The sequence below is a fragment of the Serratia sp. NGAS9 genome (assembly GCF_009905295.1).
GTDB lineage: Bacteria > Pseudomonadota > Gammaproteobacteria > Enterobacterales > Enterobacteriaceae > Serratia > Serratia bockelmannii.
In genome coordinates, this window is record NZ_CP047605.1 from 4,522,529 (window position 1) to 4,541,868 (window position 19,340).

Sequence of the window (19,340 nt, forward strand, 5' to 3'; positions counted from 1 at the left end):
ATTGCACTTCAGAACGGCATTCCAGGGCGGTAGCGCCACTTTTCATCCAGCGCGCTGCCCTGCCCACCGCGCTGTTGCAGATAAGCACCGACCGCCTGCATGCCACTCCAGCGGTTTTCGCACCACAGCGGCGCCAGCAGCGTCGGCCGACGGGCGCTGGCGGAAAGACGGTGATACACCACCTCGCCCGGCGTGTGGCGGATCATCTCCCCGGCGCTGACGGCGTAGTCCTCCAACGCCAGTTCGGACAAGCGCCCGGCGCGCCACGCTCGTGCCAGGGTACTGCCGGTCACGACGTGCAGCGGATGCAGTTTGATGCCATCCACGCCAGTCTCCACCACCCGCTGCAGCGTGAGCAGATGATCGCGCTGAGTTTCTCCCGGCAGCCCGACGATCAGATGGCAGCACACCTTCAGCCCGCGCTGCCGGGCCAGCCGCGCCGTCTGCTGATAACAGCGAAAATCATGGCCGCGATTGATGCGCTTCAGCGTTTTATCGTGCGCCGTCTGCAGCCCCAGCTCCAGCCACACTTCATAGCCTTGCTCGCGGTATCCCGCCAGCAGATCCAGCGCGGCGGGCGGCACGCAGTCCGGCCGGGTGCCGACGCACAGGCCGACCATGGCGCTCTGCGCCAACGCCTGCCGATACATCGACGCCAGCCGTTCGATCTGCGCATAGGTGCTGGTATAGGCCTGGAAATAGGCCAGATAGCGCCGCGCCCGATCGACCCGCGCGGCCTGCTGCGCCAGCTGTTCGTCGATGCTCTGGCGCTGCATCGCTTCATCGGCGAACGAGGCGACATTGCAGAACGTACAGCCGCCGCGCCCCAACGTGCCGTCGCGGTTAGGGCAGCTGAATCCGCCGTGCAGCGTGAGTTTATGGATCTTTTCGCCATAGCGGTGCTGGAGATCTGCGCCAAACATATTGACTAATTGCGGCAACTGCATAATCTTGGTGATTCTCTGTGTTCAAAGCCGCGATGCTAATAAGAAACGGCTTTTCCCGCGATGACAGAGATCAACGCTTTCCCCGCAAGGCGCCACCAGGCATAACTATTCATCATAAACGCAAATCAATTCACTATAATTCTGATGAATTATTCTAATCGTCACGCAACCGTTAACGGCAATATGACAACACGGTGAAAAATAGTCATAAACATCAGCCAAGCAATATCTTATAGAATAAAATTCTGGCATTAACCCCCGCACTAGCATGGTGCAGAGATTAAGGGGTTGCACTATAGTGAGACAGCTCACACTTCTGCGGGGATCGGTGTTGCCCCACGACAGTGCAAAAATGCATTAAATTACTTATTTATCAAATAAATAAACATCATTAATTCGATAAGAATCTATCTTAAGCCCACATTTGACCTGCGAATTCTTTCTCGCTAAGTTGGAAGTCCGCTGGAAGCTTTCTGGACGGGCAAACGTCTCGTCATATTTATGCAGTAATTGAAGACTCCCTCTTAAAACAAGTCCTATACCACTTGTGAGACCGTCACGAGAGGCCATTGATGGAGGGCGGAAAAGCAGATTGGCGGGGTTAACTTGCTGATTGGACTTCTGCCTGAAATTGGGAAGCCCCCTCGCAGTAGGTTGTGAGAGTCACGCAGAGCCTGGGGAGGTTCACGATATGTTGTACGATAAATCCCAAGAGAGGGACAACTGTGGTTTCGGCCTGATCGCCCACATAGAAGGCGAACCTAGCCACAAGGTGGTGCGCACCGCCATTCACGCGCTGGCCCGCATGCAGCACCGCGGCGCGATCCTGGCCGACGGCAAGACCGGCGACGGCTGCGGCCTGTTGCTGCAAAAACCCGATCGCTTCTTCCGCATGGTGGCGGAAGAGCGCGGCTGGCGTTTGGCCAAGAACTACGCCGTCGGCATGATGTTCCTCAGCCAGAATGAAGAGGAAGCGCGCCTCAGCCGCCGCATCGTGGAAGAAGAGCTGCAAAACGAAACGCTGTCGATCGTCGGCTGGCGTGAAGTGCCGACTAACCCGGACGTGCTGGGTGAAATCGCCCTCTCCTCCCTGCCGCGCATCGAGCAAATCTTCGTTAATGCCCCGGCCGGCTGGCGCCCGCGCGATATGGAGCGCCGCCTGTTCGTGGCGCGTCGCCGCATCGAGAAACGCGTGCAGGACAACAGCTTCTACGTCTGCAGCTTCTCCAACCTGGTGACGATCTATAAAGGCTTGTGCATGCCTGCGGATCTGCCGCGCTTCTATCTCGATCTGGCGGACCTGCGCCTGGAGTCGGCCATTTGCCTGTTCCACCAGCGCTTCTCCACCAACACCGTGCCGCGCTGGCCGCTGGCGCAGCCGTTCCGCTACCTGGCGCACAACGGCGAAATCAATACCATCACCGGCAACCGCCAATGGGCGCGTGCCCGTACCTACAAATTCCAAACGCCACTGATCCCGGATCTGCAGGCCGCCGCGCCGTTCGTCAACGAAACCGGCTCCGACTCCAGTTCGCTGGACAACATGCTGGAGCTGCTGCTGGCGGGCGGGATGGATCTCATCCGCGCCATGCGCCTGCTGGTGCCGCCGGCCTGGCAAAACAACCCGGACATGGACGGCGATCTGCGCGCCTTCTTCGACTTCAACTCGATGCACATGGAGCCGTGGGACGGCCCGGCCGGCATCGTGATGTCCGACGGCCGCTACGCCGCCTGTAACCTCGATCGCAACGGCCTGCGCCCGGCGCGCTACGTGATCACCAAAGACAAGCTGATCACCTGCGCCTCCGAAGTCGGCATCTGGGATTACCAGCCGGATGAAGTGGTGGAAAAAGGCCGCGTCGGCCCCGGCGAGCTGATGGTGATCGACACCCGCAGCGGCCGTATCCTGCACTCAGCGGAAACCGACAACGATCTGAAAAGCCGCCACCCGTATAAAGAGTGGATGGAGAAAAACGTCAAACGCCTGGTGCCGTTCGAAGATCTGCCGGACGATCAGGTCGGCAGCCGCGAGCTCGACGACGCGCAGCTCGAAACCTACCAGAAACAGTTCGGCTACAGCAGCGAAGAGCTGGATCAGGTGATCCGCGTGCTGGGCGAGATTGGCCAGGAAGCCACCGGTTCGATGGGCGACGATACCCCGTTCGCCGTGCTCTCCAGCCGGCCGCGCATCGTTTACGACTACTTCCGCCAGCAGTTCGCGCAGGTCACCAACCCGCCGATCGATCCGCTGCGCGAAGCGCACGTCATGTCGCTGGCCACCAGCATCGGCCGTGAAATGAACGTGTTCTGCGAAGCCGAAGGCCAGGCGCACCGCCTGAGCTTCAAATCGCCGATCCTGCTGTACTCCGATTTCAAACAGCTCACCACGCTGGAAGGCGAATACTATCGCGCCGAGACGCTCGATCTGACCTTCGATCCGCAGCAGCAGGATCTGGAGCAGACCATTCGCGCCCTGTGCGACGAAGCGGAACGCAAGGTGCGCGAAGGCGCAGTGCTGTTGGTGCTGTCCGACCGCGCCATCGCGCCCGGCCGCCTGCCGGTACCGGCTCCGATGGCCGTGGGCGCCGTGCAAACCCGCCTGGTGGAGAAGAGCCTGCGCTGCGACGCCAACCTGATCGTTGAAACCGCCAGCGCCCGCGATCCGCACCACTTCGCCGTGCTGCTCGGCTTCGGCGCGACCGCCATCTACCCGTACCTGGCCTATGAAACCCTGGCCAAGCTGGTGGACAGCCAGGCGATCGACAAGAAATACCGCGACGTGATGCTGAACTACCGCAACGGCATCAACAAAGGCCTGTACAAGATCATGTCCAAGATGGGCATCTCGACCATCGCCTCTTACCGCTGCTCCAAGCTGTTCGAAGCGGTCGGCCTGCACCGCGATCTGGCGGATCTGTGCTTCCAGGGCGTGGTCAGCCGCATCGGCGGTGCCAGCTTCAGCGACTTCCAGCAGGATCTGCAGAACCTCTCCAAGCGCGCCTGGCTGAAACGCAAACCGCTGGAGCAAGGCGGCCTGCTGAAGTTCGTACACGGCGGCGAATACCACGCCTACAACCCGGACGTGGTGAACTCACTGCAAAAAGCGGTGCACAGCGGCGAGTACAGCGACTACCAGGCCTACGCCAAGCTGGTGAACGAGCGACCGATCGCCATGCTGCGCGATCTGCTGGCCATCACGCCGAAAGGTGAACCGATCCCGGTCGATCAGGTCGAACCGGCGGAGTCGCTGTTCAAACGCTTCGACACCGCGGCGATGTCGATCGGCGCACTGAGCCCGGAAGCGCACGAGTCGCTGGCGATCGCCATGAACGGTCTCGGCGGCTTCTCCAACTCTGGCGAAGGCGGCGAAGATCCGGCGCGCTACCGCACCAACAAGGTGTCGCGCATCAAACAGGTGGCCTCCGGCCGCTTCGGCGTGACGCCGGCCTACCTGGTGAACGCCGACGTGATCCAAATTAAGGTCGCGCAAGGCGCCAAGCCGGGCGAAGGCGGCCAGCTACCGGGCGACAAAGTCACTCCGTACATCGCCAGATTGCGCTATTCAGTGCCGGGCGTGACGCTGATCTCCCCGCCGCCGCACCACGACATCTACTCGATCGAAGATCTGGCGCAGCTGATCTTCGACCTGAAGCAGGTCAACCCGAAGGCGGTGATCTCGGTGAAACTGGTGTCCGAGCCGGGCGTGGGCACCATCGCCACCGGCGTGGCGAAAGCCTATGCCGATCTCATCACCATCGCCGGTTACGACGGCGGCACCGGCGCCAGCCCGCTGTCCTCGGTGAAATATGCCGGCTGTCCGTGGGAACTGGGCCTGGTGGAAACCCAGCAGGCGCTGGTGGCCAACGGCCTGCGCCACAAGATCCGCCTGCAGGTGGACGGCGGCCTGAAAACCGGCGTGGACATCGTCAAAGCGGCGATCCTGGGCGCGGAAAGCTTCGGCTTCGGCACCGGGCCGATGGTGGCGCTGGGCTGCAAATACCTGCGCATCTGCCACCTCAACAACTGCGCGACCGGCGTCGCGACTCAGGACGACAAGCTGCGCCGCGATCACTACCACGGCCTGCCAGAACGCGTGACGAATTACTTCCAGTTTATCGCGCGTGAAACCCGCGAGATCATGGCCCAACTGGGCGTGAGCCAACTGGTGGATCTGATCGGCCGCACCGAGTTCCTGACCGAGCTGGACGGCATCTCCGCCAAGCAGAACAAGCTGGATCTGTCGCCGCTGCTGAAAACCGCCACGCCGCATCCGGGCAAAGCGGTGTACTGCACCGAAAGCAGCAACCCGGCGTTCGACAAGGGCCTGCTGAACAAAGAGCTGCTGGCGCAGGCGCAGCCGTACATCGAAGCGAAGCAGGGTAAAACCTTCTACTTCGACATTCGCAACACCGACCGCTCCGTGGGCGCCATGCTGTCCGGCGCGATCGCCGACGTGCACGGCGATCAGGGCATGGCGGCCGATCCTATTAAGGCGCACTTCTCCGGCACCGCCGGGCAGAGCTTCGGCGTTTGGAACGCCGGCGGCGTCGAGCTGACCCTGACCGGCGATGCCAACGACTATGTCGGCAAAGGCATGGCCGGCGGCAGCATCGCAGTGCGTCCGCCGATCGGCTCCGCCTTCCGCAGCCATGAAGCCAGTATCGTCGGCAACACCTGCCTGTACGGCGCCACCGGCGGCAAGCTGTTCGCTGCCGGCCGCGCGGGCGAACGCTTCGCGGTGCGCAACTCCGGCGCCATCACCGTGGTGGAAGGCATCGGTGACAACGGCTGCGAATACATGACCGGCGGCATCGTCTGCGTGCTGGGTAAAACCGGCATCAACTTCGGTGCCGGCATGACCGGCGGCTTCGCCTACGTGCTAGACGAAGACGGCGAGTTCCGCAAGCGCGTAAACCCGGAGCTGGTGGAAGTGCTGGATGTCGATCAGCTGGCGATCCATGAGGAGCACCTGCGCGGCCTGATCACCGAACACGTGCAGGCGACCGGCTCTTCGCGCGCGGAAGAGATCCTGGCCAACTGGCCGGAGTGGGCGCCAAAGTTCGCCCTGGTCAAACCGAAGTCTAGCGATGTCAAAGCGCTGTTGGGTCACCGTAGCCGCTCCGCAGCCGAGCTGCGGGTGCAGGCGCAGTAAGAGGTAGGTCATTAATGAGCCAGAACGTTTATCAATTTATCGACCTGCAGCGTGTTGATCCGCCAAAGAAACCGCTGAAGATCCGCAAAATCGAGTTCGTCGAGATCTACGAACCGTTTTCGGAAACCCAGGCCAAGGCCCAGGCGGACCGCTGTCTGTCCTGCGGCAACCCGTATTGCGAGTGGAAGTGCCCGGTGCACAACTACATCCCGAACTGGCTGAAACTGGCCAACGAAGGCCGCATCATGGAAGCGGCGGACCTGGCGCATCAGACCAACAGCCTGCCGGAAGTGTGCGGCCGCGTATGCCCGCAGGATCGCCTGTGCGAAGGCTCCTGCACCCTGAACGACGAGTTCGGCGCGGTCACCATCGGCAATATCGAGCGCTACATCAGCGATAAGGCCATCGAAATGGGCTGGAAGCCGGACATGTCGCACGTGCAGCCGACCGGCAAGCGCGTGGCGATCGTCGGTGCCGGCCCTGCCGGGCTGGCCTGCGCCGACGTGCTGACCCGCAACGGCGTCAAAGCGGTGGTGTATGACCGTCATCCTGAGATCGGCGGCCTGCTGACCTTCGGTATCCCGGCCTTCAAGCTGGAAAAGGAAGTGATGGTCAAACGCCGCGGCATCTTCAGCGAGATGGGCATCGAGTTCCAGCTGAACACCGAAGTGGGCAAAGACATCAGCATGGAGACCTTGCTGAGCGAGTACGATGCGGTGTTCCTCGGCGTCGGTACCTATCAGTCGATGCGCGGCAGCCTGGAGAATGAGGAAGCGCAGGGCGTGTACGACGCGCTGCCGTTCCTGATCGCCAACACCAAGCAACTGATGGGCTATGAAACCGAGCAGCACGAGCCTTACGTCAGCATGGAAGGCAAGCGGGTAGTGGTGCTGGGCGGCGGCGATACCGCCATGGACTGTGTGCGTACCTCGGTGCGTCAGGGCGCGACGCAGGTCGTCTGCGCCTACCGCCGCGACGAGGCCAACATGCCGGGCTCCAAGCGCGAAGTGAAGAACGCGCGGGAAGAAGGGGTGGACTTCCAGTTCAACCTGCAGCCGCTGAGCATCGAACTGAACAGCGCCGGCCGCGTGGCCGGGGTGAAAATGGTGCGCACTCAGCTGGGCGCACCGGATGCCAACGGCCGTCAGGCGGCGGAGCAGGTACCGGGTTCCGAACACGTTATCGACGCCGACGCGGTGGTGATGGCGTTCGGCTTCCGCCCACACCGTATGGACTGGCTGGCGGCGCACGACGTGCAGCTCGATAAACAGGGCCGCATCGTGGCGCCGGAAGGCAGCGACAACGCATTCCAGACCAGCAACCCGAAAATCTTCGCCGGTGGCGACGCGGTCCGCGGCTCCGACCTGGTGGTGACGGCGATCGCCGAAGGCCGCAAAGCGGCTGATGGCATCATGAACTACCTGGAAGTGTAAACCTTCCGTACCGCCAAAGGCCCGGCACGTTGCCGGGCCTTTGTTTTAACCGGCCACGCTTTGTAACAACCGCCCCTCTCCTCACTGCCTCAACGCGCTATAGTATTGAGTTAGCACCATTGCAGGGCGCGGCTGCGCCTGACACCGAGATAAGGATAGCGAACATGAAATGCTCCATTTCCCTGTTGGCCGGCGCGCTGCTGGCCGTCAGTTTCAGCGCCTCAGCCCTGGCGCTGGATTCGCAGGAGGTCGGTTACAATATCGAAGCGCGCGGCGCGCGGCCGGTCGTGGCGCAGTTGGGCAAGGCCGGGCAGTTCAGCGCCGTGGAAAACAGCATCCGGTTGGGGGACGACAACTGGATTGCTCTGGCGCCCAAGCTGGCCGGCGGCGGCAATGCCGGATTTACCGCCGGCATTAAATCTGCCCTCTCCGCGGCCCTGATCTACAACCCGGCAGCGGTATTGCAGGCGCTCAACAAAGGCAACGATCTGCCGCTCAATGACATCTGCACCGCGCCACCGGAAGTGCAAGGCGACACCGCCATCACCAGCTTCCGTGAGCGTGCAGCCCACGCGCTGTCCACCGTGCGCGTAGGCGATCTCAGCGCGCCGCGCGATGCCTGCATTGCCGCCTTGAAAGGCTGATCCGCTTCGTCCGGGCAAAAAAAAGCACCCCACGGGGTGCTTTTTCGTTTGTTCACGCGGGCTTATTTCACCACACGCAGCGCCGGGCGGCCACCGCGCGGCGGCTGCGGCGGTTCGTCGTCCGGGCCGTCATCTTCCGCGGTATCCGGGCGATCGCCGTCGATCACTGACATCAGGGTTTCCGACGGGATCGTCTCATTGTCCAGACCTTCGAACACGCCTTCGCTCTCGTCGTAGGCGGCTTCCGGTTCGAACATCGTGCCGGCGCCGTTTTCACGCGCATAAATCGCCAGTACGGCTGCCATCGGCACCGAAACCTGACGCGGCACGCCGCCGAAACGTGCGTTAAACTGCACGTCTTCGTTGCCCAACGCCAGGTTGCCTACCGCGCGCGGCGCGATATTCAACACGATCTGGCCATCACGCGCGAACTCCATCGGCACCTGAACATCCGGGCGAGTCACGTCGACCACCAGGTGCGGCGTCAGCTGGTTATCCAGCAGCCAGTCGTAGAACGCCCGCAGCAGATACGGGCGACGCGGCGTCATCTGAGACATGTCCATCGCGCTTAGCCCCGGGTTTGCAGGCGCATTTCACGCTCGGCTTCGGTCAGGGAAGCCAGGAAAGCATCGCGTTCGAAGACGCGGGTCATGTAGCCTTTCAGCTCTTTAGAGCCGGCGCCGCTCAATTCGATGCCCAGCTGCGGCAGACGCCACAACAGCGGTGCCAGGTAGCAATCCACCAGGCTGAACTCTTCGCTCATGAAATACGGCGTCTGGCCGAAGATAGGCGCGATCGCCAACAGCTCTTCACGCAGCTGACGACGGGCGGATTCCGCTTCCTGACCGCTGCTCTTCTCGATCTTGTCCATCAGCGAGTACCAGTTCTTCTCGATGCGCAGCATCATCAGACGGCTCTCACCACGGGCAACCGGGTAAACCGGCATCAGCGGCGGGTGCGGGAAGCGCTCATCCAGATATTCCATGATGATGCGGGATTCATACAGGGTCAGTTCGCGATCGACCAGCGTAGGCACCGTCTGGTAAGGGTTGAGGTCAATCAGATCTTGCGGCAGGTTATCCATTTCGACCTGCTCGATCTCGACGCTGACACCTTTCTCCGCCAGTACGATACGTACTTGATGGCTAAAAATGTCGGTCGGGCCAGAGAACAGCGTCATTACCGAACGTTTGTTGGCAGCGACAGCCATGAAAACCTCCAAGTTATCTAGAAAATACTGCGAATAGCCAACTGACAGGCTGCTATCCTGAATAATCTTGCCGCAGGCCGGCAGCACGCAGCGCGACCCGAACCCATAAAAAACCGGCCCAGGAGGTCAACTGCACGGCGAACAGGCGCAAAAGTGGGTGATAGTTTACCAGATTTTGCTTGTTTTGTGGGGGCAGTGCGGCGAATTCATGTTGAATTGTCTGATATGCCACAGATTTTAGTCGGGGACGGCGGATTTCAGGCATAAAAAAACCCGGTGAAGCACCGGGTTTTTTGCGTAAATCGCACTGCCGAAGCAGCGAAAATTAACGCTTGGAGAACTGCGGACGACGACGTGCTTTACGCAGACCGACTTTCTTACGTTCAACCTGACGAGCGTCACGGGTGACGAAGCCAGCTTTACGCAGTTCAGAACGCAGAGTCTCATCGTACTCCATCAGTGCACGGGTGATACCGTGACGGATAGCGCCAGCTTGACCGGAGATACCACCACCTTTAACGGTGATGTACAGATCCAGTTTGCCAACCATGTCGACCAGTTCCAGCGGCTGACGAACTACCATGCGGGCAGTTTCGCGACCGAAGTACTGTTCCAGGCTGCGCTGGTTGATAACGATGTTACCGTTGCCCGGCTTGATGAAGACGCGAGCGGCGGAGCTTTTGCGGCGACCAGTGCCGTAGTATTGATTTTCAGCCATTGCCATTAATCCCGATTAAATGTCCAGAACTTGCGGTTGCTGTGCCGCGTGATTGTGCTCGGTGCCCGCGTAAACTTTCAGTTTACGGAACATAGCACGACCCAGCGGGCCCTTTGGCAGCATGCCTTTAACCGCGATTTCAATCACGCGCTCAGGACGGCGGGCAATCATCTCTTCAAAGGTCGCTTGCTTGATACCACCGATGTGGCCGGTGTGGTGGTAGTACACTTTGTCTGTACGCTTGTTGCCGGTTACAGCAACTTTGTCAGCGTTCAGAACGATGATGTAATCACCGGTATCCACGTGCGGGGTGTATTCCGCTTTATGCTTGCCGCGCAGGCGACGAGCCAGTTCAGTAGCGAGACGGCCTAAAGTTTTACCATCTGCATCAACAACGTACCAGTCGCGTTTTACGGTTTCTGGTTTAGCTGTAAAAGTTTTCATTAGAAAGCTTACCCAATAATTAGTTACACGTTGGTGAACACCCAAACGCTCGAAAACAGTTGAGGCTCACACGACCATACAAGTCCAGCAAACCTACCCCTTCGAATAGCCATTGCCGGCACTATAAAGTTTTTGGGAAAAAAAACTTTGTTGTAACGTGGGGTCGCAAGATTATAGAGAAGTCGCTCACAAAGATCGAACGGTTTTTGAATGGAAAATAAATTTATCGCCGGCGGCGGACAACCGGCGATATGGCGGCGGCAAGCCCGGCAGACTCAGGGCAGATGCGGCAGTTTGAGGTACTCTTCGCTCTGCATTTCCTGCAGGCGCGACAGGCAGCGCTGGAATTCAAATTTCAGCTGCACCCCCTGATAGATCTCGAACATCGACGCTTCGGCGCCGATCACCAGCTTGATGTGCCGTTCGTAGAATTCGTCCACCAACGCCAGGAAACGGCGCGCGGTATTCTCTTTCAGCGGCCCCATCACCTGCACATTATACAGGATCACGCTGTGATACAGCCGCGACAGCGCGATGTAGTCTAGTTGGCTGCGCGCCTCTTCGCACAACGTGTGGAAATCCACCGCCAGCACGCCGTCCACCGAACGGATCGCCTGCAGCGGCCGATGGTTGATCTGCAGCACCGGCGCGTCCTCCCCCGCCTTGCCCGCCAGCTTGACGAACATCCGATCCAGCGTCTCGCGCGTCTGGTCGCTCAGCGGCGTCAGGTAGAGGTGCGCCTGGGTCAGGGTACGCAGACGATAGTCGATGCCGGCGTCGACGTTCATCACGTCGCAGTACTCGTTGATCAGATCGATGGCCGGTAGGAAACGCGCCCGCTGCAGACCGTTGCGGTACAGATCGTCCGGCGGGATGTTCGACGTGGCCACCAGCGTGATGCCGCGCGCGAACAGCGCCTGCAGCAGCGTGGCCAGCAGCATGGCGTCGGTGATGTCGGACACGAAGAATTCGTCGAAGCACAGCACGTCGGTCTCGGCCTTAAAGCCGTCGGCGACGATTTCCAGCGGGTTTTCCCGCCCCTGCAACTCGGTCAGCTCTTCATGCACCCGCAGCATGAAGCGGTGAAAGTGCAGACGCATTTTGCGATCGCCCGGCAAACTGTGGAAGAACATATCCATCAACCAGGTTTTGCCGCGCCCGACGCCGCCCCACATATACAGCCCCTGCACCGGGCGCTGTGGCGCCGTGTCGCCGCCCTTGCCCAGCAAGCGGCTGAGCTTGCCGCGCAGCCCGCCGGCAGGCGCGCTCGCCGCCGGCTTTTGCAGCAGAGCCTGATAAATGCGATCCAGTTGAGTCACGGCCCGGCGTTGAACCTCATCGGCCTGATATTCACCCGCATCCAGCGCCTGCTGGTAGCGAGATAACGGTGATAGTGCCTGCATCTGTTCGATGTTCCCTAAGAACGCTTAGAAATTATTTAGCCAACGTTGGCGGCAAGTTGATGCCGATTCGCACCGTTATCGCCACAAATGCCCGCTGCGGGCACCGCTGAAAACCCTGTAAAAATTAGGTGGAAGCGCATCAGGATTCCACTCGGACAAGGTTAACGGTTATAGTGGATATTATTAAGTGAAAAATCCCTGCGGAACAACGAAGTCAAAATAGGAGTCATCATGACCTGGGAGTATGCGCTGATTGGTTTGGTCGTCGGTATCGTGATTGGTGCGGTGGCGATGCGTTTTGGCAACCGTAAATTACGTCAACAACAAGTCCTGCAGAACGAGCTGGACAAGAGCAAAACCGAGCTGGAAGAGTACCGTCAGGAGCTGGTCGGCCACTTTGCCCGCAGCGCCGAGCTGCTGGACAACATGGCGCGCGATTATCGTCAGCTGTACCAGCACATGGCGAAAAGCTCGAACAACCTGCTGCCGGATCTGCCGATGCAGGAAAATCCGTTCCGCTATCGCCTGACCGAAGCGGAAGCAGACAACGATCAAGCGCCGGTGGAAATGCCGCGCGACTATTCGGAAGGTGCCTCCGGCCTGCTGCGCGGGCAAAGCGCGCGCCGCGACTGATCCCCTTCGCCCGCGGGGCCACCCGCGGGCTTCCTCGCGTTTACCGTCTTGACCTTCCCTCGCATTACCTTTACTGAACTTTGCACGCAAATTCACGGTCTTACCCTTCACTATGACAAGGTGATTGCCTTATCATCAAATTTTCATCGGCAGGTATTGAGAGAGTTATAATCAATGAAGAAAAAGTCGTTAATTCTTAGTGCATTGGCAATGAGCCTCGGCCTGACGCTCAGCTCCGTACCGGTGGCCAACGCGGCCCTGCCCGTCGCCGTTCAGGGGCAGCCGCTGCCGAGCCTGGCGCCGATGCTGGAAAAAGTCTTGCCGGCCGTAGTGAGCGTGCATGTCGCCGGCACTCAGGTGCAGCGTCAACAGCTGCCGGAAGAGTTCAGACGCTTCTTCGGCCCTAACTTCCCCGGCCAACAGCAGAGCTCCCGCCCGTTTGAGGGGCTGGGTTCCGGCGTGATCATCGACGCCGCCAAAGGCTACGTGCTGACCAACAACCACGTCATCAACAACGCCGATAAAATTCGCGTGCAGTTGAACGACGGGCGCGAGCTGGACGCCAAGCTGGTTGGCCGAGATGAGCAATCCGACATCGCCCTGCTGCAGCTCAGTGACACCAAGAATCTGACCGCCATCAAGATGGCCGACTCCGATCAGCTGCGCGTCGGCGACTTTGCCGTCGCGGTCGGCAACCCGTTCGGCCTGGGCCAAACCGCCACCTCCGGCATTATCTCGGCGCTGGGGCGTTCCGGCCTGAATCTGGAAGGGCTGGAAAACTTCATTCAGACCGACGCCTCCATCAACCGCGGTAACTCCGGCGGCGCGCTGGTTAATCTGAATGGCGAGCTGATCGGCATCAATACCGCCATTTTGGCGCCGAGCGGCGGCAACGTCGGCATCGGCTTCGCCATTCCGAGCAATATGGCGCAGAACCTGAGCCAGCAGCTGATTGAATTCGGCGAAGTGAAACGCGGCCTGCTGGGCATCAAGGGCAGCGAAATGACCCCGGATATGGCCAAAGCCTTTAACACCGACGCGCAGCGCGGCGCCTTCGTCAGCGAAGTGCTGCCGAAATCCGCCGCCGCCAAGGCGGGCATCAAGGCTGGGGATATCCTGGTCTCCGTCGACGGTAAACCGGTGAGCAGCTTCGCCGAACTGCGCGCCAAGGTGGGCACCACCGCGCCGGGCAAAACCCTCAAGGTGGGCCTGCTGCGCGATGGCAAACCGCAGGAAGTCTCGGTCACGCTGGACAACAGCGAGAGCGCCTCGACCAATGCCGAAACGCTGTCGCCGGCGCTGCAGGGCGTCTCCCTCAGTAACGGCGCGTTGCCGAGCGGTGACAAGGGTGTGAAGGTGGAGAACGTGGATAAAGGGTCAACGGCGGCGCAGATCGGCCTGCAGAAAGGCGACGTGATCATCGGCGTCAACCGTCAGCGCGTGGACAACATCACTACGCTGCGCAAAGTGCTGGAGGCCAAGCCACCGGTGATGGCGCTCAATATCGTGCGCGGTAACGAAACCATTTATCTGCTACTGCGTTAATTTGTGCAAAAACCGGGCTCGGTGACATACTGCGCCCGGTTAACTCATGCTATCCTCCGAACATCGTTCACCACACCACGAAAACTCCATGTTTGCTAAGCTCTTGCGTTCTGTCGTTATCGGTCTCATCGTTGCCGGCCTGCTGTTGGTCGCTCTGCCCATGCTGCGCTCTTCCAACGGCCTGTTTGCAGAGAAAACCGAGAATACCAGCGACGAAACGCCGGTGAGCTACAACAAGGCGGTGCGCCGCGCCGCCCCCGCCGTGGTGAACATCTACAACCGCAACCTGAACGGCGCCGCCAATGTGCTGTCGCTCGGTTCCGGCGTGATCATGAACGAACGCGGCTATATCATCACCAACCGCCACGTGATCAAAGACGCTCAGCAGATCACCGTGGTGTTGCAGGATGGCCGCCGCTACGAAGCACTGTTGGTCGGCTCCGACGGCCTGACCGATTTGGCGGTGCTGAAGATCGATCCCGGCAATTTACCGGTGATCCCGACCAATAAAAATCGCGTTGCCCACGTCGGCGACGTGGTGCTGGCAATCGGCAACCCGTATAACCTGGGGCAAACCGTGACTCAGGGCATTCTCAGCGCTACCGGGCGCATCAGTATGAGCACCACCGGCCGCCAGACGTTCCTGCAGACCGACGCCTCAATCAACCGCGGCAACTCCGGCGGCGCGCTGGTCAACTCGCTGGGTGAGCTGATCGGCATCAATACCCTGACCTATGACAAAATCACCGACGGCGAAACGCCGGAGGGTCTCGGTTTTGCCATTCCGATCGAGCTGGCCACCAAAATCATGGACAAGCTGATCCGCGACGGCCGCGTGATCCGTGGCTATTTCGGCATTCAGGGCAAAGAGATCATTCCGCTGCGCTCCTCCAATTCCGGCATCGATCGCCTGCAGGGCATCATCGTGACCGAAATTACGCCGAACGGCCCGGCGAGCAGCGCCGGTTTCCAGATCAACGACATCATCATCAACGTGGATAACAAACCGGCGGTGTCCGTGCTGGAAACCATGGATCAGGTAGCGGAGATCAGACCGGGCACCGAGATACCGGTCATCGTGCTGCGCGACGGCAAACGCATTACGCTGAAAATGACGGTGGGTGAATTCCCGGAAGACAGCAATTAAAAAAGGGCCGGCATTGATAGCCGGCCCTTTGATTTTCATCCTGCCGACGCAGCCGCGCCGGCGCTAATGCCTTACTCGCCTTTCACACGCTCGATGTTCGCACCCAGCGCGCGCAGCTTGTCTTCAATACGCTCATAGCCGCGATCGATGTGATAGATGCGATCGACGACGGTCACGCCGTCGGCGATACAGCCGGCGATCACCAGGCTAGCGGAAGCGCGCAGATCGGTCGCCATCACCTGAGCACCGGACAGCTGCTCAACGCCATGGCAGATCACGGTATTGCTCTCGATTTCCGCGTGTGCGCCCATGCGGATCAATTCCGGCACGTGCATGAAGCGGTTTTCGAAGATGGTCTCGGTGATAACGCCGGTGCCTTCCGCCACCAGGTTCAACAGGCTGAACTGGGCCTGCATGTCGGTCGGGAAGCCCGGGTGCGGCGCGGTGCGCACGGTGACCGCTTTCGGGCGTTTACCGTGCATGTCCAGGCTGATCCAGTCTTCACCCACTTCGATATCGGCACCGGCTTCGCGCAGCTTGGCCAGCACCGCATCCAGCGTATCCGGGCGGGTGTTGCGGCACATCACTTTGCCACCGGAAACCGCGGCGGCGATCAGGAAGGTCCCGGTCTCGATGCGGTCAGGCAGCACGCGATACACGCCGCCGCCCAGACGCTCGACGCCTTCGATGGTGATCTTGTCGCTACCGGCGCCGCTGATCTTCGCGCCCAGCGTATTGAGGAAGTTGGCGGTATCGACAATTTCCGGCTCACGTGCGGCGTTCTCGATAACGGTGGTGCCGGTCGCCAGAGTCGCGGCGCTCATGATGGTTACGGTCGCGCCCACGCTCACCTTATCCATGACGATGTGCGCGCCCTTCAGACGGCCCTCGACGGACGCCTTAACGTAGCCTTCTTCCAGCTTGATCTCGGCACCCAGTTGCTCCAGGCCGGTGATGTGCAGATCGACCGGACGCGCGCCGATCGCGCAGCCCCCCGGCAGGGAAACCTGACCGCGGCCGAAGCGCGCCACCAGCGGCCCCAGCGCCCAGATGGAAGCGCGCATGGTTTTCACCAGATCGTAAGGGGCGCAGAACTCGTTCACACCGCTGGCGTCCACGAAGACCGAACCGTTACGCTCAATCTTGGTACCCAACTGGTTGAGTAGTTTAATGGTGGTGTCGATGTCCTTCAGCTTCGGGACATTCTGCAGCTCGACCGGCTCTTCCGCCAACAGGGCGGCGAACAGGATCGGCAGGGCGGCGTTTTTGGCCCCGGAAATAGACACTTCACCGCTCAGGCGGGTCCGACCCTGCACACGAAATTTATCCATCTGACTACTCTCTGTTATCTAATCTGAAGCTGCCCGCCCAGCAGGGCAAACAGCCTTAAAATCCGTTGAGTTTGCGGTCTCGCTGCCACTCTTCAGGGGTGTACGCCTTGATAGACAAGGCATGAATGCGGTTGTCAGCAATGTATTCCATCAGCGGTGCGTAAACCGTCTGCTGTTTTTTGACGCGGCTCATGCCGGCGAACAGTTCACCGACCACGATCGCTTGAAAATGGCTGCCGTCGCCCGTCACATGTGCTTCATCCAGTGCCAATGCCTGCATCAGCACGTCTTTAATCTCGTTGGTTTCCATAGTATCCAGTTCTGCCGCTAAAGGATCATAAACAGCCTAGTATCTTAGTGGAATACGATGTTTTCTTAAACTAAAGAAAAAGCCCCTGCATAACAGGGGCTTTGTATCGTTTTACCACGCAATGGCGGCGTAAAACGCCGCTAACCGACGGTATCGACAGGCATTATCGCCTGCAGGTTGTAGAGCGCGATCAGCGTTTTCAGGCGCTCGGTGGCGCCGAAAATTTTCAGCGCTACGCCGCGTTGGCGCTGCTCTTCCTGCAGATGCAGCAACAGCGCCAGCCCGGCGGAGTCCACGCGCTGCAGTTGCGCCACGTCGATCGCGGTTTTATCCGCCATCAGCGCGTCGCGCTGCCGCCACAGCGGCTGCAGCGTTTCCCGATCCAGTTCACCGCGCAGGATCAGCGTCTGCTGCTCTGATTCGAAGCTGAGCGCTGCCGACATCAGTTTTTCTTGTCCAGCGTGATAGGCTGCGCGGCGGCGGCCTGCAGCTGTTTGGTCAGGCCGTCGATGCCCTGAGTACGCAGCGTAGACGCCCACTCGTTCTGCTTGGTGGTGATCATGCTGACGCCTTCGGCGATCATGTCATACGCCTGCCAGTAGCCGGTTTTGCTGTTCTTGCGCCATTGGAAATCCAGACGCACCGGCGGACGGCCGCCGTTGTCGATGATGGTGACGCGAATAGCCACGATGTCGGCATTGCCCAGCGGTTGTTCAGGCGCGATCTGGTAAGTCTGGCCGTGATACATCGCCAGCGCCTGGCCGTAAGCCTGCTCCAGGTAAGCCTGGAAGGCGGTGAAGTAAGCTTCGCGCTGCGCAGGCGTTGCCTCTTTGTAGTAACGCCCCAGCACCAGCGCGCCGGCGTATTTCACCTGCACGAACGGCATCAGTTCCTGATGCACGATGGCACGCAGGTAGTTCGGGTCCTGCTTGATCTTCGGCTGTTCGTTCTTCAAACGGCTGAAAGTCTTCTGCGCCGCGTCTTGCATCATGCTGTAAGGATTGGTTTGGTCGGCTGCGCTCGCCAGCGGTGCAACCACCAGCAGAGCCACCATCAGTAAACGTTTAAACATGCAGGTATCCTCTCTTAATGATTTGGAACAGCGGGTTGCGGTGCGGCGCCGGCAGCCGGCTCAGCGGCCGCGTCTCCCGATTTGGCGCTGTCCTGACCGCCGCTTTTATACAGGAACTGGCCGATCAGGTCTTCCAGAACCATGGCTGATTTGGTGTCCTGAATGGTACCCCCGTCTTTCAGGATGGTGGTGCCCATATCAGGATCTTCAAAGCCCACGTTAAGCGCCAGGTATTGCTCGCCCAGCAGGCCGGAGGTGCGGATCGCCAGCGAGCTGGTATCTGGGATTTGGTCGTACTTTTTCTGGATATCCAGCGCCACGCGCGGCGTGTAGGTTTTCGAATCGAGTTCGATGTCAGCCACGCGGCCGATCACCACGCCGCCAATCTTCACCGGCGAACGCGGTTTCAGGCCGCCGATGTTGTCGAACGTTGCGTAAATGCGGTAGGTCGGCTCGCTGCCGATCGATTTAAGGTTCGCCACCTGCAGGCAGATAAACACGATGGCGCACAGCGCGATCAGCATAAATGCCCCAACCCAGATTTCACTCTTCTTCGTTTGCATCGAATCAATTCCCAAACATCAGTGCTGTCAGCACGAAATCCAATCCCAACACCGCCAGTGACGAATGCACCACGGTACGCGTCGTCGCCCGGCTAATCCCTTCAGAGGTAGGCACGGCGTCGTACCCGTTGAAAATGGCAATCCAGGTTACGGTAATGGCGAATACCACACTCTTGATCAGGCAGTTGAGCAGATCTTTTTTCCACTCTACGGCGCCCTGCATCGCCGACCAGAAGAAGCCGCTGTCGATGCCTTTCCAGTCCACGCCGACCACCGAGCCGCCCCAAATGCCGATCGCCACGAAAATGAGGGTCAACAGCGGCATGCTGATCAGCCCCGCCCAGAAGCGCGGCGCCACGATGCGCCGCAGCGGATCGACCGCCATCATTTCCAGGCTGGAGATCTGCTCCGTCGCCTTCATCAGGCCGATTTCCGCCGTGAGCGCGGAACCGGCGCGGCCGGCGAACAGCAGCGCCGTGACCACCGGCCCCAGTTCGCGCAGCAGCGACAGCGCCACCATCATGCCGAGGCTGGCCTCGGCGCTGTAGGTGGTGAGCACGATATAGCCCTGCAGGCCCAGCACCATGCCGATAAACAGCCCGGAAACCATGATGATCAGCAGCGACTGCACGCCGACGCTGTAGAGCTGTTTCAACAACAGCGGCCACTGCTTGCCGGGTTCCGGCCGGCCAATCAACGCGTTGAACAGCATCAACCCGGCGCGGCCGAAGCTGGCGCTGGTGTTGATGCCACTGCGCCCCAACGACGCTAACGCTCTTAATAACATG

18 protein-coding genes are annotated in these 19,340 nt (G+C 60.1%); 6 read left to right on the plus strand and 12 right to left on the minus strand.

Annotated features, from left to right (window positions below):
• Window positions 1-8: 8 nt before the first annotated feature.
• Complete coding sequence (locus GUC32_RS21495) at window positions 9-947, minus strand: TIGR01212 family radical SAM protein (protein WP_089196283.1); 939 nt, start codon at window positions 945-947, stop codon at window positions 9-11.
• 691 nt (window positions 948-1,638) lie between these two features.
• Here GUC32_RS21495 and gltB point away from each other — a divergent pair.
• From gltB to GUC32_RS21510, 3 genes are all read left to right on the plus strand, one after another.
• Window positions 1,639-6,099: a glutamate synthase large subunit gene (gltB, locus tag GUC32_RS21500; RefSeq protein ID WP_049208322.1), complete on the plus strand. Its 4,461-nt coding sequence runs from the start codon at window positions 1,639-1,641 to the stop codon at window positions 6,097-6,099.
• 14 nt (window positions 6,100-6,113) lie between these two features.
• On the plus strand, window positions 6,114-7,532 hold the full coding sequence (locus tag GUC32_RS21505; protein ID WP_369435424.1) for a glutamate synthase small subunit: 1,419 nt from the start codon (window positions 6,114-6,116) through the stop codon (window positions 7,530-7,532).
• 164 nt (window positions 7,533-7,696) lie between these two features.
• The gene (locus GUC32_RS21510; protein WP_025304364.1) at window positions 7,697-8,176 is read left to right on the plus strand and encodes a hypothetical protein; all 480 of its coding nucleotides are present in this window, start codon (window positions 7,697-7,699) and stop codon (window positions 8,174-8,176) included.
• A gap of 62 nt (window positions 8,177-8,238) precedes the next feature.
• Here the strand turns inward: GUC32_RS21510 and sspB are convergent, their stop codons facing one another.
• From sspB to zapE, 5 genes are all read right to left on the minus strand, one after another.
• Window positions 8,239-8,739: a ClpXP protease specificity-enhancing factor gene (gene sspB / locus GUC32_RS21515; RefSeq protein ID WP_025304365.1), complete on the minus strand. Its 501-nt coding sequence runs from the start codon at window positions 8,737-8,739 to the stop codon at window positions 8,239-8,241.
• A gap of 5 nt (window positions 8,740-8,744) precedes the next feature.
• Window positions 8,745-9,386, minus strand: coding sequence for a stringent starvation protein SspA (gene sspA, locus GUC32_RS21520; protein ID WP_025304366.1), 642 nt, complete (start codon window positions 9,384-9,386; stop codon window positions 8,745-8,747).
• A 325-nt stretch (window positions 9,387-9,711) separates the two neighbouring features.
• Window positions 9,712-10,104 carry a 30S ribosomal protein S9 gene (gene rpsI, locus GUC32_RS21525; protein ID WP_004937080.1) on the minus strand — a complete coding sequence of 131 codons (393 nt, stop codon included), beginning with the start codon at window positions 10,102-10,104 and terminating at the stop codon, window positions 9,712-9,714.
• A gap of 15 nt (window positions 10,105-10,119) precedes the next feature.
• Window positions 10,120-10,548, minus strand: coding sequence for a 50S ribosomal protein L13 (rplM, locus tag GUC32_RS21530; RefSeq protein ID WP_004937079.1), 429 nt, complete (start codon window positions 10,546-10,548; stop codon window positions 10,120-10,122).
• A gap of 275 nt (window positions 10,549-10,823) precedes the next feature.
• A complete protein-coding gene (gene zapE / locus GUC32_RS21535; protein ID WP_047729785.1) occupies window positions 10,824-11,951 on the minus strand; it encodes a cell division protein ZapE in 1,128 nt (375 codons plus the stop codon).
• 231 nt (window positions 11,952-12,182) lie between these two features.
• Here zapE and zapG point away from each other — a divergent pair, with 231 nt between their 5' ends.
• From zapG to degS, 3 genes are all read left to right on the plus strand, one after another.
• Window positions 12,183-12,584: a Z-ring associated protein ZapG gene (zapG, locus tag GUC32_RS21540; RefSeq protein WP_004937074.1), complete on the plus strand. Its 402-nt coding sequence runs from the start codon at window positions 12,183-12,185 to the stop codon at window positions 12,582-12,584.
• A gap of 174 nt (window positions 12,585-12,758) precedes the next feature.
• Entirely contained in the window at window positions 12,759-14,129 is a 1,371-nt protein-coding gene (gene degQ / locus GUC32_RS21545) for a serine endoprotease DegQ (RefSeq protein WP_025304368.1), read from the plus strand.
• An 88-nt stretch (window positions 14,130-14,217) separates the two neighbouring features.
• Window positions 14,218-15,276: an outer membrane-stress sensor serine endopeptidase DegS gene (degS, locus tag GUC32_RS21550; protein WP_025304369.1), complete on the plus strand. Its 1,059-nt coding sequence runs from the start codon at window positions 14,218-14,220 to the stop codon at window positions 15,274-15,276.
• Window positions 15,277-15,347: 71 nt separating this feature from the next.
• Here the strand turns inward: degS and murA are convergent, their stop codons facing one another.
• The 6 genes from murA to mlaE all read right to left on the minus strand — a co-directional run bounded on the left by murA (window position 15,348) and on the right by mlaE (window position 19,339).
• Window positions 15,348-16,607, minus strand: coding sequence for a UDP-N-acetylglucosamine 1-carboxyvinyltransferase (gene murA, locus GUC32_RS21555; RefSeq protein WP_004937068.1), 1,260 nt, complete (start codon window positions 16,605-16,607; stop codon window positions 15,348-15,350).
• A gap of 55 nt (window positions 16,608-16,662) precedes the next feature.
• The gene (ibaG, locus tag GUC32_RS21560; RefSeq protein WP_025304370.1) at window positions 16,663-16,917 is read right to left on the minus strand and encodes a BolA family iron metabolism protein IbaG; all 255 of its coding nucleotides are present in this window, start codon (window positions 16,915-16,917) and stop codon (window positions 16,663-16,665) included.
• A 140-nt stretch (window positions 16,918-17,057) separates the two neighbouring features.
• Window positions 17,058-17,360: a lipid asymmetry maintenance protein MlaB gene (mlaB, locus tag GUC32_RS21565; protein WP_025304371.1), complete on the minus strand. Its 303-nt coding sequence runs from the start codon at window positions 17,358-17,360 to the stop codon at window positions 17,058-17,060.
• Window positions 17,360-17,989: a phospholipid-binding protein MlaC gene (gene mlaC, locus GUC32_RS21570; protein ID WP_025304372.1), complete on the minus strand. Its 630-nt coding sequence runs from the start codon at window positions 17,987-17,989 to the stop codon at window positions 17,360-17,362. Before mlaC ends, mlaB begins: the two co-directional genes overlap by 1 nt.
• Window positions 17,990-18,003: 14 nt before the next feature.
• Window positions 18,004-18,552 carry an outer membrane lipid asymmetry maintenance protein MlaD gene (gene mlaD / locus GUC32_RS21575; protein ID WP_004937061.1) on the minus strand — a complete coding sequence of 183 codons (549 nt, stop codon included), beginning with the start codon at window positions 18,550-18,552 and terminating at the stop codon, window positions 18,004-18,006.
• 4 nt (window positions 18,553-18,556) lie between these two features.
• Window positions 18,557-19,339, minus strand: a complete 783-nt coding sequence (mlaE, locus tag GUC32_RS21580; RefSeq protein ID WP_369435425.1) for a lipid asymmetry maintenance ABC transporter permease subunit MlaE — start codon at window positions 19,337-19,339, stop codon at window positions 18,557-18,559.
• Window position 19,340 lies beyond the last annotated feature (1 nt).

Bases quoted from the DNA above. Each gene is read 5' to 3' on its own strand.
- mlaB (WP_025304371.1), bottom strand. From the start codon at position 17,360: ATGTCGGCAGCGCTCAGCTTCGAATCAGAGCAGCAGACGCTGATCCTG.
- zapE (WP_047729785.1), bottom strand. From the start codon at position 11,951: ATGCAGGCACTATCACCGTTATCTCGCTACCAGCAGGCGCTGGATGCG.
- mlaC (WP_025304372.1), bottom strand. From the start codon at position 17,989: ATGTTTAAACGTTTACTGATGGTGGCTCTGCTGGTGGTTGCACCGCTG.
- gltB (WP_049208322.1), top strand. From the start codon at position 1,639: ATGTTGTACGATAAATCCCAAGAGAGGGACAACTGTGGTTTCGGCCTG.
- GUC32_RS21505 (WP_369435424.1), top strand. From the start codon at position 6,114: ATGAGCCAGAACGTTTATCAATTTATCGACCTGCAGCGTGTTGATCCG.
- sspA (WP_025304366.1), bottom strand. From the start codon at position 9,386: ATGGCTGTCGCTGCCAACAAACGTTCGGTAATGACGCTGTTCTCTGGC.
- degS (WP_025304369.1), top strand. From the start codon at position 14,218: ATGTTTGCTAAGCTCTTGCGTTCTGTCGTTATCGGTCTCATCGTTGCC.
- mlaD (WP_004937061.1), bottom strand. From the start codon at position 18,552: ATGCAAACGAAGAAGAGTGAAATCTGGGTTGGGGCATTTATGCTGATC.
- murA (WP_004937068.1), bottom strand. From the start codon at position 16,607: ATGGATAAATTTCGTGTGCAGGGTCGGACCCGCCTGAGCGGTGAAGTG.
- zapG (WP_004937074.1), top strand. From the start codon at position 12,183: ATGACCTGGGAGTATGCGCTGATTGGTTTGGTCGTCGGTATCGTGATT.
- GUC32_RS21510 (WP_025304364.1), top strand. From the start codon at position 7,697: ATGAAATGCTCCATTTCCCTGTTGGCCGGCGCGCTGCTGGCCGTCAGT.
- rplM (WP_004937079.1), bottom strand. From the start codon at position 10,548: ATGAAAACTTTTACAGCTAAACCAGAAACCGTAAAACGCGACTGGTAC.
- degQ (WP_025304368.1), top strand. From the start codon at position 12,759: ATGAAGAAAAAGTCGTTAATTCTTAGTGCATTGGCAATGAGCCTCGGC.
- rpsI (WP_004937080.1), bottom strand. From the start codon at position 10,104: ATGGCTGAAAATCAATACTACGGCACTGGTCGCCGCAAAAGCTCCGCC.
- ibaG (WP_025304370.1), bottom strand. From the start codon at position 16,917: ATGGAAACCAACGAGATTAAAGACGTGCTGATGCAGGCATTGGCACTG.
- sspB (WP_025304365.1), bottom strand. From the start codon at position 8,739: ATGGACATGTCTCAGATGACGCCGCGTCGCCCGTATCTGCTGCGGGCG.
- mlaE (WP_369435425.1), bottom strand. From the start codon at position 19,339: ATGTTATTAAGAGCGTTAGCGTCGTTGGGGCGCAGTGGCATCAACACC.
- GUC32_RS21495 (WP_089196283.1), bottom strand. From the start codon at position 947: ATGCAGTTGCCGCAATTAGTCAATATGTTTGGCGCAGATCTCCAGCAC.